Below are 15,089 nucleotides of genomic sequence, written 5' to 3' on the forward strand. Positions count from 1 at the left end.
AAATGGTAAACGCTGAGGTTTATTGGCTCTCTTAATTCAAGGACTAAGTTCTGTATTGCACAGGCTTAGTCCTTTTTCATTTGAGTATTATTTATTTAAAATAATCGCCTCCGAATGGCTAGGCGGTATTGCTTGAACAACTGCTTTAACCAGCGTTGCTAGAGGAATAGCAAAGAATACGCCCCAAAATCCCCATAGACCGCCAAAAATCAGCACTGAGATGATGATTATCAGCGGATGGAGATTAACGGCTTCAGAAAATAAATAGGGCACAAGTAAGTTTCCGTCCAACAATTGGCTAATAACAAAAGCAAGCATTAAATAATAAAAATCGGAGGAGAAGCCAAATTGGAATAAGGCGATGAGCATCACAGGAATACTGACCAACACAGCACCAATGTATGGAATTAATACTGAGATTCCCACTGCAACGGAAAGAAGCAGAGGATAACGTAAATTAAAAAAGAGGAAAATGATGTAGGTTACAACGCCCACAATAATAATTTCCAAAAATTTACCCCGAATATAGTTAGCAATTTGTTGTTGCATTTCAAACCAAACGTGTGTCGCTAAGCGGCGGTTTTGTGGTAGCATTTTGCTAAATGAACGCATTAAGACTAGCTTGTCTTTCAATAAAAAAAACACCATTAAGGGGACTAAAAAAGTATAAATACCTAATCCAACCAAGCTGATAATTGAATTGATAGAAAGGGTTAAAAGCGATTCTCCCATACTCAAAATATTGCTCTTGGCGGTATTCATAATTGAATCAATAGTGGCATAATCAATTAAATCTGGATAATGTTCTGGCAGGCCTTGCCACCAAGCATTCAGCAAGTTAAACATTGAGGGTAAATCTTGTATAAAGGTTACCGCTTGATTCCAAAGTGTAGGGAGTAAAACTACGCCTAAAAACGATAATGAGGCGATAAAACTCCCTAGAATTAAAATAACGCTAAGTGTTCTGGGTAAACTTAATTTAACGGATAAAAAGCGTGTAGGCCATTCCAACAAATAGGCAAATACAAGGGCAACCAGCAGGGGCATCAATAAATCACTGAAAAAATAAATAATGCCGAAGCCAATTAATAAAATGCTCAGTAGAACAACTATTTGTGGATCGGAAAATCTTCTTTGATACCATTCTTGCAACATTTGAAACATATTTCTTATTACCTTATCAAATTGGAGCCTTGTTGCATTTGCTTTTGTACTTGGAAATGCTCAACTTCCTATTCTTTATATTATTGAAATGTTTGCAATTATACTCAATTTTTTCGTTTTCTTATATACAACAGAGCCAGATTTTGACAGAATGCCTCTTGTTTTTAACAAGAGGAACGCGAATGAAAAAACAAAACGAGCATTACGCTCATCAACGAGGAAAAATTAAAGAGAGTGCGGTGAAAGCATTGGTAACTGATCCGCTTTTTAGTCATAAAATTGAGCGAAATCGTAAAGGAAAGGGCAGTTACCGACGCCACGAAAAACATAAAAATGTGTCTTATGGAAAAGGTGAAACCCCATTTAAAAATATGCTTAAGTGTCTTTTTAAATGGGGTTTCTATTTTTAAATACTATACCAGCAAAGGTGGCATTATATTTCTATTGCTATGTATAATTTGCAAAATTTTGGTATTTTTTGACCGCTTGTTTTGACTTTTAGCTTTGCTTGAAATATTCAAATAATGGCGTTGGGTTTTGAATAAAAGGGGATAAATCTTTACGCTCAGGATGTCCCATATAGGGAATTTGCCCAAGCAGAGGGGCATTAATTTTTTGCGTTAATAGCTCAATTAATTCGTGGTAGTGGCGAAGCCCTGGATTGACCCGATTTGCTATCCAGCCTACTAATTTAACACCACGTTGCAAAATTTGATTGGCAGTCAGTAGCGCGTGATTTACGCAACCCTCTTTAATGCCAACAACTAACAATACGGGCATATTATTTTGTTCGACCCAATCCGCAAAGCAGTAATTTTTATTAATCGGAGTCAGCCAGCCATAAGTGCCTTCAACGACCACATTAGGGAATTTTTCTTCCAAGCGAGCTAAATCGCTATTCAATTTTTCTAATTGAATATGATGCACCGCATCCAACGCAGCAAAGACGGGAGTGCTAGAGTGGATAAAGGTATAACTATTAATATCGCGATAATTTACTTTATCAGGACAGCTATCTAAGATAGTTAAAACATCAGGGTTATCTTCCGTTGCATAATCATATTGAGTGGGTTCTGTGGGTAATGAATCATCGCCACCACAGGCAATAGGCTTATAGCCAACAACGGGAAAATTGTGTCCTGCTAATGTCTGTATAATTGCACGAGTGACCACAGTTTTCCCTACACTAGTATCTGTTCCAGTAATAAATAATGAGGGCATTACAAATTCCTTTAATAAAAGTTTATACCTTGTAGTTTAACTAAGAAATAATTAATTTATACTGTCTTTGATCAAATTTCCGTTATAAATTCCCTGTTTTATTGCCGAACAAGCAATTAGTGGGCTATTCCATTCATATTGGCTAGTAACTAAATCGATGTTTAAATCGTGCTTTAGTAAATTTTTATGTAGTTTTGCCGAAAGTTGGTTAAATAATGGATCTTTTATCTGGAGTAGTGGTGAGTTAAACATAATTTTCTCACTAGAGAAAATATTGACTAAATTCATTAACACATAGGCTAAATTATCAGTAATATGTGCCAGGATTTTAAGTGCAAGCGGTTGATTTTGTAGTGTTTTTTGACAAAGCAAACGGATTTTTTGCTCTGGTTTTACGAAATTATTGGGTAAATATTTATCGATTAATTTCACAATAGCAGGGAAAGTAACTTGATTAATCAGCTTATAACGATCAATGTCTGCTAACTCGGGGAAAATGTCGTCACTTAATGGGCTGAATTTGGGCATAGCAATATTATCAATATTCATCTTCGATTGTTTATAAAGCAACTTGCCGCCTAGTAGCACGTTCACATTCAGCGTATCATTTAATTCAAGAAAAATAACATTGTTCTGGCTGATTAAAGAACCTACGGTAGATTCTGCTAATAGCCATAGCTGAAAATGCTCCATTAATAAAATTGGGCAATTAAATAATGGAGAGATAGTGGATATAATGTTGGAGTGAATCTCCATATTGCCTAAGTGCGTAATACTCTCTTTTTCTGTATTAATTTTACCAACCACACTGACAGAAACTGCAAGTAGTTGCTCTTTTTTTATGGTATGAATTTGTTGGAAGTTTTCAATAAATTTCAAAATGTTATCGTCTAATTGAGCATAATTTTGCGGCGAGATTGTATAATCTTGATGATGAATCTGCTTGCCGTTTAATTGACAGAGCGAAATTTCTACCTGATGTGGTGAAACGGTTATACAGAATAATTGCCAGAAGAAATTGGAAACGGCTAAGCCAACAGAAGGGCGACCTCGAGATGGCGTGTTTTGCACTATTCTTTCTAAAATAAAATGGTTGTCTATTAAGATCTTAGTAAGGTTAGTCACAGAGGCTGGAGCTAAGCCAGAGAGCTTCGCCAGATCTGTCCTTGAAATTAATTCAAATTGCTCAATAAGGCGATAAATCTTACCTAAATGCAGCGCTTTGTTATCCGAAAACATCTAAAAAATCCCTTTTCATTTTGATGCTGGCAATTATTTTTTGATCTGAAAAAAATAACAATCTTTTTTTGTTTATAATGAGAAGCAGATCACATAATTATTTTATTCTTAAAAATGACGGAAAACGAATATGAAATCTTTAATTCGCTATAACTGGGTTGAAACAAACGAACAACTAGCGAAAGTCTGCGAAGAGGCTAAAAAAGCAGATGCCGTAGCACTTGACACAGAATTTATCCGCACTCGCACTTATTACCCCATATTAGGTTTAATTCAGTTATATGATGGCAAACACGTTAGCCTAATTGATCCAACTACGATTTCTGATTTTTCACCCTTTGTATCCTTATTGGCAGATAAAAATACAGTAAAAGTGCTGCACGCCTGTAGTGAAGACTTAGAGGTTTTTAATCATCAATTCAAACAACTCCCTGAGCCCATACTGGATACACAAATTATGGCTGGTTTTGCGGGGGTTGGAATATCAATCGGTTTTGCAAAATTGGTTTCTCATTATTTAAATATTGAACTGGATAAAGCAGCTTCTCGCACAGATTGGCTTGCCCGCCCTTTAACTGATGAGCAATTGCAATATGCCGCAGCAGATGTGTGGTACTTATTACCGATTTATCAAAGGCTGACTGACACTTTAGCCAAAGGTAATTGGTTAAACGCGGTAGTAGAGGAATGTAGTGCAATCTCAGCTAAAATTACGCGATTTGAAGATAAAACGAAAGCGTATAAAAATATTGCTAATGCGTGGCGATTAAATCAGCAAGAATTAGCGATTTTGCAGATTTTAGCAAAATGGCGAATTGAGGAAGCTCAAAAACGCAATCTTGCATTAAATTTTGTGGTTAAGGAAGTAAATCTATTTCAAATTGCGCAGATACAACCAAAAAACACTTCCCAATTATTAGAATTTATGCACCCAAATGAAGTTAGAATTCACGGTAAAAAAATTCTATGGTTAGTCGAGCAGAGCAATGCGGTTAAACCTGATGATTATCCTCAACCGATCAAACGCTTAGTGGATGAAAAAGGCTACAAATATAATATGCAGGCAATGTTGCAAAAATTAGCCGAAATTCGACCGCTTGATCTTGCCCCAGAGTTGATTGCGAGTAAACGTCAATTAAACCAACTCTTCAAATGGTTTATTGATGGAAAGCCACAAAACAAAATGCCAGAGCTGTTAGTGGGTTGGCGAACGCCGTTTGGTGAGCAACTATTATCCGTGTTATCGCAAAATTATTAGGACTATTTGTATTTGGCAAAGTATAATTGCCTGAAAAGGAGTAAATATGGAACATAAAAAACTACCTAAAGCACTAGATGCTATTGATTTAAGAATATACGAATTACAGCGTAACGGAAAAATATCAAACATTGAGTTATCTAAACGTGTAGGGCTTTCGCCTACGCCTTGTTTAGAGCGAGTAAAACGCCTTGAAAAAAACAATGTGATTACAGGTTACAAAGCCTTATTGAACCCAGAGTTATTAGATGCCCCTTTATTGGTTATCGTAGAGATCACGCTTGTGCGTGGTAAGCCAGATGTATTTGAGGAATTTAATAAAGCGATTCAGCAACTAGATGAAATTCAAGAATGCCATTTAGTTTCGGGCGATTTCGATTATTTATTAAAAACCCGTGTGGCTGATATGGCCGCCTACCGCAAATTACTCGGTACAACTTTATTACGCTTGCCAGGTGTAAACGACACCAGAACCTATGTGGTAATGGAAGAAGTGAAACAAACCAACTATTTGTTGTTAAAGTAAGGAGAATTGAGTGATTGAGCAACTCAAACCACACTTAAAAGGTAAAGCTATACTGATGAAATTAGTGCTTTTATTAGCTTGCGTACTTGGTATTTATTTACTTATTGCATGGGTAAGTTATAGCCCATTGGATAATGCTTGGTCTACAGCAAGTACCTTTACTCCGACTACTTTAAATAAAGCAGGTAGTTTCGGTGCCTGGAGCATTGATATGCTTTATGCTATGTTTGGCAAGGTAACGGTATTAATACCTTTTGCATTAATTATTTCATCAATTTATATTTTAGGTATGGGCTTAAGTGGGGAAATGAAATGGAAAATCGTTTTCTTACGATTAGTAAGTTTTCTCTTACTATTAGTAGGGCTTTCAGCATTATTTAGTGTGCTTTTCTCAAATAGTACTTATTATCTTTCTGGTGGATTTGTTGGCGGTATTTGGCATTCTCTACTTTCTGAAACCTTAGGACAATTTGCTGCATTACTGATTGCGATGATTTGTACCGTCATAGGTTTATATTTCTGTTCAGTTCAATCGCTATTACCTATCTTATCGCAATTCTATGATTGGGTAATGGCAAAGAAAGAAGAGCAACACTTTGATGAAATAACGCATAATTTGCAAAACGCAGAGCAAAATCAACCGCTTGTAGCAGATAAAGAGCAAGCCACGGCTGAAATTGAGGAAGAAAAACAGCCACAATTTACGGATATTTCTGCTTTCACTCGGCCAAATATTAGTGGTTTAAGACAAACTATGGCGGAAACACCTAATGATAGTGAAATGTATAATATTGAGCGAGATTTAGAGCTACCAACAATTAATATCAACGCTCAGTTTGAAACCACAAATGAAATTGTTGAAGAACAGGCTGAAGCGATGGATTATCGCACCCAACGTATTCAGATGGACGACGTTGAAATGCCAACGGTTCGTTTAAATAAAATAGTTGAAAATGAAATAGAGCCAACGATAACGCTTATAAATACAGCGTCAAATGAAACTACGCGTGCTCAAATTTATGCTCAAATTTATGCTGAAAATAGTCTTGAGGAAGAGTATGCGGTTGAAGATGACATTAATGATACCCATGAAATGACGCCTGCATTTATGGTTACGCCACCTAAAATGATGAAAGAGGTTGCCGAGCAGACGAATTATCCCAAAGGTTATGGCGAAACCTTAATTCACCCACTTTTACAACGAAAAGTAAACATAGAAAAACCAACAACACCATTACCTACATTAGATTTGCTAGATAAAGCACCGATTCAAACACAACAAATTACCGAGCAAGAAATTCGTGATATTTCCGTGCGTTTAGAATCGGAATTAGCCAATTTTGGTGTAAAAGCAACCGTAGAAGATGTATTGGTTGGGCCAGTAGTGACTCGCTATGAAATTCAACCTGCAGCAGGCGTTAAAGCTGCCAAGATCACAAATTTAGCTAGTGATATTGCTCGTGCTTTAATGTTTAAAGCAATTCGTATCACAGAAGTTATTCCGAATAAACCTTATATGGGCATTGAAACGCCAAACAAATACCGTGAAACGGTTTGGTTACGTGATGTGTTAGATAGCGATGAATTCCGTCATACTACCGCAACCCTACCAATGGCACTCGGTAAAGATATTAGCGGTAACCCTGTCGTGGTAGATATGGCGAAAATGCCACATTTATTAGTTGCAGGGCAAACAGGTGGTGGAAAATCGGTGGGGGTAAATACGATGATTTTAAGCCTCTTGTTTAAACTTTCTCCAGAACAAGTTCGCTTTATTATGATTGATCCTAAAGTGGTGGAACTTTCAATTTACAATGATATTCCTCACTTATTAACGCCAGTGGTAACCGATATGAAAAAGGCAGCAAATGCGTTACGTTGGGCAGTTGAGGAAATGGAACGCCGTTATATTTTAGTTAGCCATTTGCAGGTGCGTAATATAGAAGGTTACAATGCTAAAATAGATCAAGCAGCAACAATGAACTTGCCAATTCCCGATCCAACGTGGCGACCTGGTGATTCAATGGATAGTTTGCCTCCATCATTACAAAAATTGAGCTATATTGTCTTAATTGTTGATGAGTTCGCCGATTTAATGATGTCTGCTGGTAAGGAAGTAGAAGAGTACATTATGCGTATTGCACAAAAAGCAAGAGCAGTGGGCCTTCATTTAATTCTTGCAACACAGCGTCCTTCAACTGATGTGATTACAGGCGTAATCAAAGCAAATATTCCAAGCCGTATCGCCTTTACCGTCGCTAGCCAAATTGACTCGAGAACGATTTTAGATTCTGGCGGGGCTGAAGCATTATTAGGACAAGGCGATATGCTGTACTCTGGTGCAGGCAGCCCAGATATTATTCGAGTACACGGTGCGTTTATGAAAGATGATGAAGTACAACGTATAGCAGATAACTGGCGTGCCAGAGGCAAGCCAAATTATCTAGATAGCATCGTGGAATCAAAATCAGATGATAACGATACAAAAAATGATAATTCGGGGGGCGATTTAGATCCGCTATTTGATGAGGTAGTCGAATATATTATCGAAACGGGTTCTGTCTCTATCAGCAATATTCAACGCCGATTCGCAGTTGGTTTTAACCGAGCAGCCAGAATTGTAGATCAGATGGAAGCACAAGGGATTGTATCTGAACCTGGCAAAGGCGGAAAACGAGAAGTGCTTGCAAGATAATCAATAACAAGCGGTTAGATTTCATCAAAAGTTTGCAACTTTTAACCAAAATCTGACCGCTTGTTTTTTATTTCACTAAAATAAACCGTAGTATAAAAAGTGCTGTTGAGCTAAAATCAATCTAATTTTATGTTGAAATTGGGGAAAATTATGCGATTAGGTGATTTAAGACGCAGTAAAAATGTGGAAGACAGACGAGCGAGTGGCTCAGGGCGAATGTCTGTTGGGCGAGGTAAAGGCGGTATTCTTACCTTTATTATTGTACTAGTTGGGGCTTATTATGGCGTGGATTTAAGTGGATTAATGAGCGGGCAAGAGAGCTATCAACAAACTTCAAAGTTGGAGAGTAGTGAAGAAGCACACTTAGAAGATCTATCTTCTAAAGTATTAGCCAGCACAGAAGATATTTGGGGTGAATACTTCAAACAAAATGGTATGGCTTACAAAGAGCCCACTTTAGTACTTTACCGTGGGGCAACTCAAACTGCTTGCGGTACAGGTCAATCTGCGATGGGGCCTTTTTACTGCCCTGTAGATCAAAAAGTCTATATAGATTTATCATTTTATGATGATATGCGTAAAAGACTTAAAGCATCAGGCGAATTTGCTTTTTCTTATGTGATTGCACACGAAGTAGGTCACCACGTTCAGAATTTATTAGGTATCACAAGTAAAACACAACGTGAACAGATGAGAGCAACATCTAAAGCGGCGGCTAACCAAATTTCAGTAAATGTGGAATTACAAGCAGACTGTTTTGCGGGTGTTTGGGGTCATCAACTGACTCAGCAAAACAGGCTAGAGCAAAGCGATATTGAAGATGCCTTTAATGCAGCACAAGCAGTAGGCGATGATAGATTACAACAGCAAAGTAGAGGCTATGTTGTGCCTGATAGCTTTACACACGGTTCATCTGCCCAGCGTCTAGCCTGGTTTAAAAAAGGATTAACAACAGGTAATCCGTCAGTTTGTAATACATTTAAAAAAATATAAAAATACATTTGCAAAAATACTAATGCACTATTATGATAGTGCGATATTTGTTGTAAATATAGAAATTAGAGAGTAAAAAATGGCTTATACAGATACCAAAAATGACGATGTGAGAATTACCCATATTGAGGAATTATTACCGCCAGTTGCATTATTAGAGCGTTATCCTGCCAGTGATATAGCCGCAGCAACCGTTGAGCAAACTCGCAAGGCAATCCATAAAATTTTACACGGTGCAGATGACCGCTTATTGGTTGTCATCGGACCTTGCTCCATTCACGATCCAAATGCTGCATTGGAATATGCACAGAAAATTAAAGAGATACGTGCAAATCCTAAAATTAATCAACACTTAGAAGTAGTAATGCGTGTTTATTTTGAAAAACCGCGTACGACGGTAGGCTGGAAAGGCTTAATCAATGACCCATATTTGAATGAAACATATTCGTTAAATGATGGGTTACGCATTGCTCGTAAAGTTTTATCTGATATTAATGATTTAACCGTCCCCGCTGCTGGCGAGTTTTTAGATATGATCACTCCACAATATATGGCAGATTTTATGAGTTGGGGAGCAATTGGAGCAAGAACAACAGAATCACAAGTTCACCGTGAACTTGCTTCTGGTTTATCTTGTGCAGTTGGTTTTAAAAATGGCACAAATGGTAGCGTAAAAATTGCACTAGATGCCATTTCTTCAGCAAAATCACCACACCATTTCTTATCTGTTAATAAATTCGGGCATTCTGCTATTGTAACTACCGCAGGTAACCCAGATTGCCATATTATTTTACGTGGCGGAGATAAGGGCACTAACTACGATGCAACCTCTATTCAAGAGGCTTGTGTTGCTATCGAAAAATCAGGAGGACGCACACACGTAATGGTTGATTTTAGTCACGCTAATAGCCAAAAACAATTTAAACGCCAAATGGACGTATGTGAAGATATCTGTAAACAAATTTCAGACGGTTCAGAATTTATTTCTGGGGTGATGATTGAAAGCCATTTAGTTGAAGGTCGTCAAGATTTAATTGAAGGAAAAGGTTTAGAGGCGTTAGTTTACGGGCAAAGCATTACCGATGGTTGTATTGGTTGGGAAGATAGCGAAAAAGCTCTATTTGCCTTAGCCGAAGCGGTAGAACAACGCCGTAAAAATCGCCCATAAAATTTCAATTTTCATCTAATTTTTATATAATGGCGTACGTTTAAACGTATGCCTTTTATTTTTAGAGAGATTATGACAACAATTCTTGCTTTAGATACTGCAACAGAAGCCTGTTCGGTTGCCTTACTTCATAATGAAAAAGTGTTCACACTTGATGAAATCAGCCCTCGCTCCCACACGCAACGTATTTTACCCATGGTGGATGAGTTACTCACTCAAGCTAATATTCAAATTAAAGACGTGAATTATTTAGTATTTGGGCGTGGTCCAGGTAGTTTTACTGGGGTAAGAGTAGGCGTAAGTGTTGCCCAAGGCTTGGCAATGGGGGCAAACTTGCCGGTCATTGCTATTTCCAATTTAAAAGCAATGGCAGAAGAAGCTTACCAAAAACTGGGGGCAGAAAACGTCATTGCCTTAATTGATGCTCGAATGAATGAAGTTTATTTTGCTCAATTTTCAAGAAATGGCGACAAGTGGACTGAAATCGTCACAGAACAAGTCTGCTCGCCAGAAGCGGCAATTCAACAATTTCAAATAACTGAAAATACCCTTGTCGTAGGCACAGGCTGGGCGGCTTATTCGCAATTTTCCGAGAAAAATCTACCGCTTGTAGTCAGTGAAATTACCTTACCTTCTAGCGAATATATGTTATCTCTTGCACAAACTGAAATTCAGCTAGGAAATATACAATCTGCCCTAGAAATAGAGCCTGTTTATTTAAGAAATGAAGTAACTTGGGAAAAATTACCCAATAAACGATAATGACAAGCGGTTAAATTTCTACCATTTTTTGCGATTTGCAAATCTTCAGAGAAATTTAACCGCTTGTTTATCTACTATAATTTACCCAATTTTTGCTTGTAGTGATAACGACAAACCGAGAGATATTTATCATTACCACCAATTTGGATTTGCTCGCCTTCTTTAATTGCATCGCCTTTCTCATTTAAGCGAATAACAAAATGGGCTTTTTTGCCACAATCACAGATGGTTTTAAGTTCTTCTAATTCATCTGCCCACGCCAATAAGTATTTACTGCCTTCAAATAATTCAGCTTGGAAATCGGTGCGTAGCCCGTAGCAGAGTACAGGAATTTTTAATTTATCAACCACATCACCTAATTGGTAAACTTGGGCCTTTGTTAAAAATTGTGCCTCATCAATTAAGATACAGTGTAACGTTTGATTGCTACAAGATTGTTTAATTTCTGTAAATAAATTCGTTTCAACATTAAATAATGTGGCTTCTTGTGAAATGCCGATGCGTGAGCTGACTTTTCCGACACCAAAACGGTCATCAATTGCAGCAGTATAAACTAACGTATTCATACCGCGCTCTTGGTAATTATAAGAAGATTGAAGTAGCGTGGTTGATTTTCCTGCATTCATTGATGAGTAGTAAAAATAGAGCTTTGCCATAATATATAAAACAATAAAAAAACGGCTAACAATTTAGCCGTTCGCGGATTAAAAATTAAACGTTATCAATTTGACCTAGAAGTGAACGTAAACGCTCTTGGAAGTTTTGCTGTTCAACTTTTAATTGCTCGTATTCGTGACGTAATGTTTCGTTTTCTTGCTTAGCCGCATCATTTTTGCCTTTTAATTCTTCTACTTCTAATTGAAGTAATTGAATTGTTTCAACAGCTTGTTTAATTTTCTCTTCTAATTGATCTAAAACCGATAATGACATAATAAATTCCCTCTAAAATATTTAAAATTGCGAAGATTATACTCTAAATCTGACCTTATTTTTATAAAAAAGTTTGCCTATTTATGAATTTCTATTCAAATGATGATTTTTTAGTAACATCGCTTCTTAGTTGCTGATAAAATACAGCTTCTCTTCTTTTAAAGTTTTTCTTTCAAGAAACTAAGGAATAAAATGAAACGAACTCTTTCTTTTGAATTTTCTCGTGTAACAGAAGCTGCTGCACTTGCGGCATATTCTTGGCTTGGGCGTGGTAATAAACATTCGGCAGATGAAGCGGCAGTTAAAGCTATGCGTTTTATGCTTAATCAAATGGCAATACGAGGCGAAGTCGTGATTGGTGAGGGAGAAATTGATGAAGCACCAATGCTGTATATTGGCGAAAAAATTGGTTTATCTCGTCTTGAAGATGATGAAATCAGTATTGCAGTTGATCCGATTGATGGTACACGAATGACTGCAATGGGGCAGGCGAATGCACTTTCTGTTCTTGCGGCAGGAGGGAAAGAAACATTCTTAAAAGCCCCTGATATGTATATGGAAAAATTAGTCGTTGGTCCTGAATGTAAAGGAATGATTGATTTAAATTTGCCACTGGAACAAAACCTTCGTCGAATTGCTTCTAAAAAAGGAAAACTACTTTCTCAATTAACGATTGCTATTTTAGCTAAACCTCGACACGAGCAGATTATTGCGGACGTACAAAAGCTCGGGGTTAGAGTGATAGCAATTCCAGATGGTGATGTTGCAGCAGCCGTGCAATGTTGTTTACCCGATAACGAACTTGATTTGCTTTACGGTATCGGTGGAGCACCTGAAGGGGTTGTAGCAGGTGCAGCCATTCGGGCATTAGGCGGTGATATGAATGCAAAACTGATTCCTCGTAATCAAGTAAAAGGAAATAGTCCTGAGCATTTAACAGCGACTGAAAAAGAGATTTCTCGCTGTAAAGAAATGAATGTGCCAATTAACACGGTACTAAAATTAGAAGAGTTGGTGCGTGATGATAATATCGTTTTTGTTGCAACGGGAATCACATCTGGCGATTTACTCAACGGTATTAAACGTAGAAGCAATATTGCCAGCACAGAAACTTTGTTAATTCGCGGTAAATCAAGAACTATCCGTAGAATTCAATCTCATCATTATATTGATCGTAAAGATAATGAATTACTTTCATTAATGGATTTATAAACTTTTCTATCAAATCGGGCAATGCCCGATTTTACTTTCACTACAGCGTCACGATTCTTCTGATTTATGAGTATTAATTGCACATAAATTAAATCCTAATGTTTCCGCTACCACGTAAACCGTCTGAAATTTGACTTGGCTTGGATCTTTAAATAAACGTTTAAGGGTAGAGCTAGAAACCCCTGTTTGCATTTCAAGTGTAATAAGCTCAATCCCTAATAATTTTCTTTGAGCATTTAATTGCTTCCCGAAATCGACCAAATCATTAATTTTATTCTTTTCAAATAATTTCTGCTCTTCTTGCTCTTGCTTTAATGCTTGTTTTCTTAATTGGTTTAACTGGTTAATTTGATTTTGTAATTCTACTGAAAGTTTCATTATTTTTCCTTTGTAATCTTGATGGTTTGTTTTTGGCTTATTTTTCTGCTTGTTTTGATGTTTAAGATCATTTGTGGTTTATTTTATTTTTATTGTTCGTATGTGAGCTAAATTTTATTTTTATAAGATGTGGTGGTGTCAATTATAAGCTTTGTAAAGATTGAAGCCAATTAAAAATATCGCATCGCTTGTGTTAAAATATGAAATACTAAAAGAAAATAAACAGGATAATGTATGGATCTCGCCTATTTGGCAAAAATGCCACAAGAAGAATTTACGGCTCGTCGTGAGCGTATTTTAGAGCAAATGCAAGATAATTCAGCGTTGTTAATTTTTACGGAATCAGAAAAACGCCGTAATAGTGATTGTGATTATTTATTCAGACCTGATAGTTATTTCTGGTATTTAACAGGATTTGCAGAACCTCAATCAGCAATATTATTGGTGAAACAAACACATAAAACAGAAAGTATTATTTTTGTTCGTAAAAAAGATCCATTAATGGAAACGTGGAATGGAAAACGATTAGGTGTTGAAAATGCCCCTAAAACGTTACAGTTTAACGAAGCATTTGATATAGAAGAAATTAAAACTGTTCTTGCAAAAAAATTAGCCAATTTGACCGCTTGTTATTACGTAAGAGACTTGCAGAAGTGGGGCGATGATGTATTAGATGAAATTGCAGCAAATAATCATAAAATACCGACTTTGATTGATTGGCAACCAATATTATCTGAAATGCGATTAATTAAGTCAGAATTTGAAATTGCACTTATTCAACAGGCTTGTCATATTTCTTCAATGGCACATATTCGAGCGATGAAGCAAACTCGCCCTAATCGTTATGAGTTGGAAATTGAAGGTGAGATGTTGCACGAATTTACTCGCTTTGGGGCAAGATTTCCTGCTTATAACCCCATTGTTGCAAGCGGAGAAAATGCTTGTATTCTGCATTATAATGAAAATGATGGCATACTAAAAAATGGAGATTTATTGCTGATTGATGCAGGTGCAGAATTTGCCTATTATGCAGGCGATATTACTCGAACCTTTCCGATAAGTGGTCAATTTTCTGAACCACAAAAAGAACTATATGAATTAACTTTGATGATGTTACAAGAAGCTACAAAGCTACTTGTACCACAAAGTTCTATTAAAGCAGCGAATGACAAAGCGGTACAGATTCTAACCGAAGGTCTGGTGCGTTTAGGCATTCTAAAAGGCAATGTGACGGATCTGATTGAACAAAAAGCGTATCGTCAATTTTATATGCACGGTTTAGGTCATTGGTTAGGGCTAGATGTGCATGATGTTGGAGATTATGGTGCAGAGCGTAATCGCCCATTGCAAATTGGTATGGTGCTTACAGTTGAGCCTGGCATTTATATTTCAACAGAAGCAGATGTCCCCGAACAGTATAAGGGCATTGGTATCCGAATTGAGGATAACTTGCTGATTACCGAATATGGTAATAAAAATCTAACCAGTGGCTGTCCAAAAGACATTGCTGATATTGAGCAGCTGATGCAATCATAAATTTGCA

15 protein-coding genes are annotated in these 15,089 nt (G+C 37.0%); 9 read left to right on the plus strand and 6 right to left on the minus strand.

Annotation, left to right across the window (positions count from 1 at the left end):
- Window positions 1–87 precede the first annotated feature (87 nt).
- A complete protein-coding gene (locus tag HV560_RS07465; RefSeq protein ID WP_176808416.1) occupies window positions 88–1,164 on the minus strand; it encodes an AI-2E family transporter in 1,077 nt (358 codons plus the stop codon).
- Between the two features lie 182 nt (window positions 1,165–1,346).
- On the opposite strand from HV560_RS07465, the gene HV560_RS07470 reads away from it, so the two are divergent.
- Window positions 1,347–1,574, plus strand: coding sequence for an alternative ribosome-rescue factor A (locus tag HV560_RS07470; RefSeq protein WP_176808417.1), 228 nt, complete (start codon window positions 1,347–1,349; stop codon window positions 1,572–1,574).
- Between the two features lie 88 nt (window positions 1,575–1,662).
- Here HV560_RS07470 and bioD read toward each other — a convergent pair whose 3' ends face one another.
- Both bioD and HV560_RS07480 read right to left on the minus strand, forming a co-directional pair.
- Window positions 1,663–2,385, minus strand: a complete 723-nt coding sequence (gene bioD / locus HV560_RS07475) for a dethiobiotin synthase (RefSeq protein WP_176808418.1) — start codon at window positions 2,383–2,385, stop codon at window positions 1,663–1,665.
- Window positions 2,386–2,436: 51 nt separating this feature from the next.
- A complete protein-coding gene (locus tag HV560_RS07480; protein ID WP_176812552.1) occupies window positions 2,437–3,624 on the minus strand; it encodes an ROK family protein in 1,188 nt (395 codons plus the stop codon).
- Between the two features lie 130 nt (window positions 3,625–3,754).
- Here HV560_RS07480 and rnd point away from each other — a divergent pair, with 130 nt between their 5' ends.
- The 6 genes from rnd (at window position 3,755) to tsaB (ending at window position 11,026) form a co-directional block, all read left to right on the plus strand.
- The gene (rnd, locus tag HV560_RS07485) at window positions 3,755–4,882 is read left to right on the plus strand and encodes a ribonuclease D (RefSeq protein ID WP_176812553.1); all 1,128 of its coding nucleotides are present in this window, start codon (window positions 3,755–3,757) and stop codon (window positions 4,880–4,882) included.
- 46 nt (window positions 4,883–4,928) lie between these two features.
- Window positions 4,929–5,408 (plus strand): leucine-responsive transcriptional regulator Lrp, encoded by a 480-nt coding sequence (gene lrp / locus HV560_RS07490; RefSeq protein WP_176812554.1) that lies wholly within the window; start codon window positions 4,929–4,931, stop codon window positions 5,406–5,408.
- Window positions 5,409–5,418: 10 nt separating this feature from the next.
- The gene (locus HV560_RS07495; protein WP_176812555.1) at window positions 5,419–8,103 is read left to right on the plus strand and encodes a DNA translocase FtsK; all 2,685 of its coding nucleotides are present in this window, start codon (window positions 5,419–5,421) and stop codon (window positions 8,101–8,103) included.
- Between the two features lie 150 nt (window positions 8,104–8,253).
- The gene (ypfJ, locus tag HV560_RS07500; RefSeq protein WP_176812556.1) at window positions 8,254–9,096 is read left to right on the plus strand and encodes a KPN_02809 family neutral zinc metallopeptidase; all 843 of its coding nucleotides are present in this window, start codon (window positions 8,254–8,256) and stop codon (window positions 9,094–9,096) included.
- 79 nt (window positions 9,097–9,175) lie between these two features.
- Window positions 9,176–10,264 carry a 3-deoxy-7-phosphoheptulonate synthase AroG gene (gene aroG / locus HV560_RS07505; RefSeq protein ID WP_176808424.1) on the plus strand — a complete coding sequence of 363 codons (1,089 nt, stop codon included), beginning with the start codon at window positions 9,176–9,178 and terminating at the stop codon, window positions 10,262–10,264.
- A 69-nt stretch (window positions 10,265–10,333) separates the two neighbouring features.
- Window positions 10,334–11,026, plus strand: a complete 693-nt coding sequence (gene tsaB / locus HV560_RS07510; RefSeq protein ID WP_176812850.1) for a tRNA (adenosine(37)-N6)-threonylcarbamoyltransferase complex dimerization subunit type 1 TsaB — start codon at window positions 10,334–10,336, stop codon at window positions 11,024–11,026.
- Window positions 11,027–11,100: 74 nt separating this feature from the next.
- Here tsaB and HV560_RS07515 read toward each other — a convergent pair whose 3' ends face one another.
- Together HV560_RS07515 and zapB are read right to left on the minus strand one after the other, a co-directional pair.
- Window positions 11,101–11,682, minus strand: coding sequence for a thymidine kinase (locus HV560_RS07515; RefSeq protein WP_176812557.1), 582 nt, complete (start codon window positions 11,680–11,682; stop codon window positions 11,101–11,103).
- Between the two features lie 55 nt (window positions 11,683–11,737).
- Entirely contained in the window at window positions 11,738–11,956 is a 219-nt protein-coding gene (gene zapB, locus HV560_RS07520; protein ID WP_176808426.1) for a cell division protein ZapB, read from the minus strand.
- A gap of 192 nt (window positions 11,957–12,148) precedes the next feature.
- On the opposite strand from zapB, the gene glpX reads away from it, so the two are divergent.
- Window positions 12,149–13,168, plus strand: a complete 1,020-nt coding sequence (gene glpX, locus HV560_RS07525; RefSeq protein WP_159630213.1) for a class II fructose-bisphosphatase — start codon at window positions 12,149–12,151, stop codon at window positions 13,166–13,168.
- Window positions 13,169–13,216: 48 nt separating this feature from the next.
- Here the strand turns inward: glpX and HV560_RS07530 are convergent, their stop codons facing one another.
- On the minus strand, window positions 13,217–13,546 hold the full coding sequence (locus tag HV560_RS07530; RefSeq protein WP_176812558.1) for a helix-turn-helix domain-containing protein: 330 nt from the start codon (window positions 13,544–13,546) through the stop codon (window positions 13,217–13,219).
- A 234-nt stretch (window positions 13,547–13,780) separates the two neighbouring features.
- On the opposite strand from HV560_RS07530, the gene pepP reads away from it, so the two are divergent.
- Window positions 13,781–15,082 carry a Xaa-Pro aminopeptidase gene (gene pepP / locus HV560_RS07535; RefSeq protein WP_176812559.1) on the plus strand — a complete coding sequence of 434 codons (1,302 nt, stop codon included), beginning with the start codon at window positions 13,781–13,783 and terminating at the stop codon, window positions 15,080–15,082.
- Window positions 15,083–15,089 lie beyond the last annotated feature (7 nt).

The sequence above is a fragment of the Mannheimia pernigra genome, from assembly GCF_013377995.1.
GTDB classification, from domain to species: Bacteria; Pseudomonadota; Gammaproteobacteria; order Enterobacterales; family Pasteurellaceae; genus Mannheimia; species Mannheimia pernigra.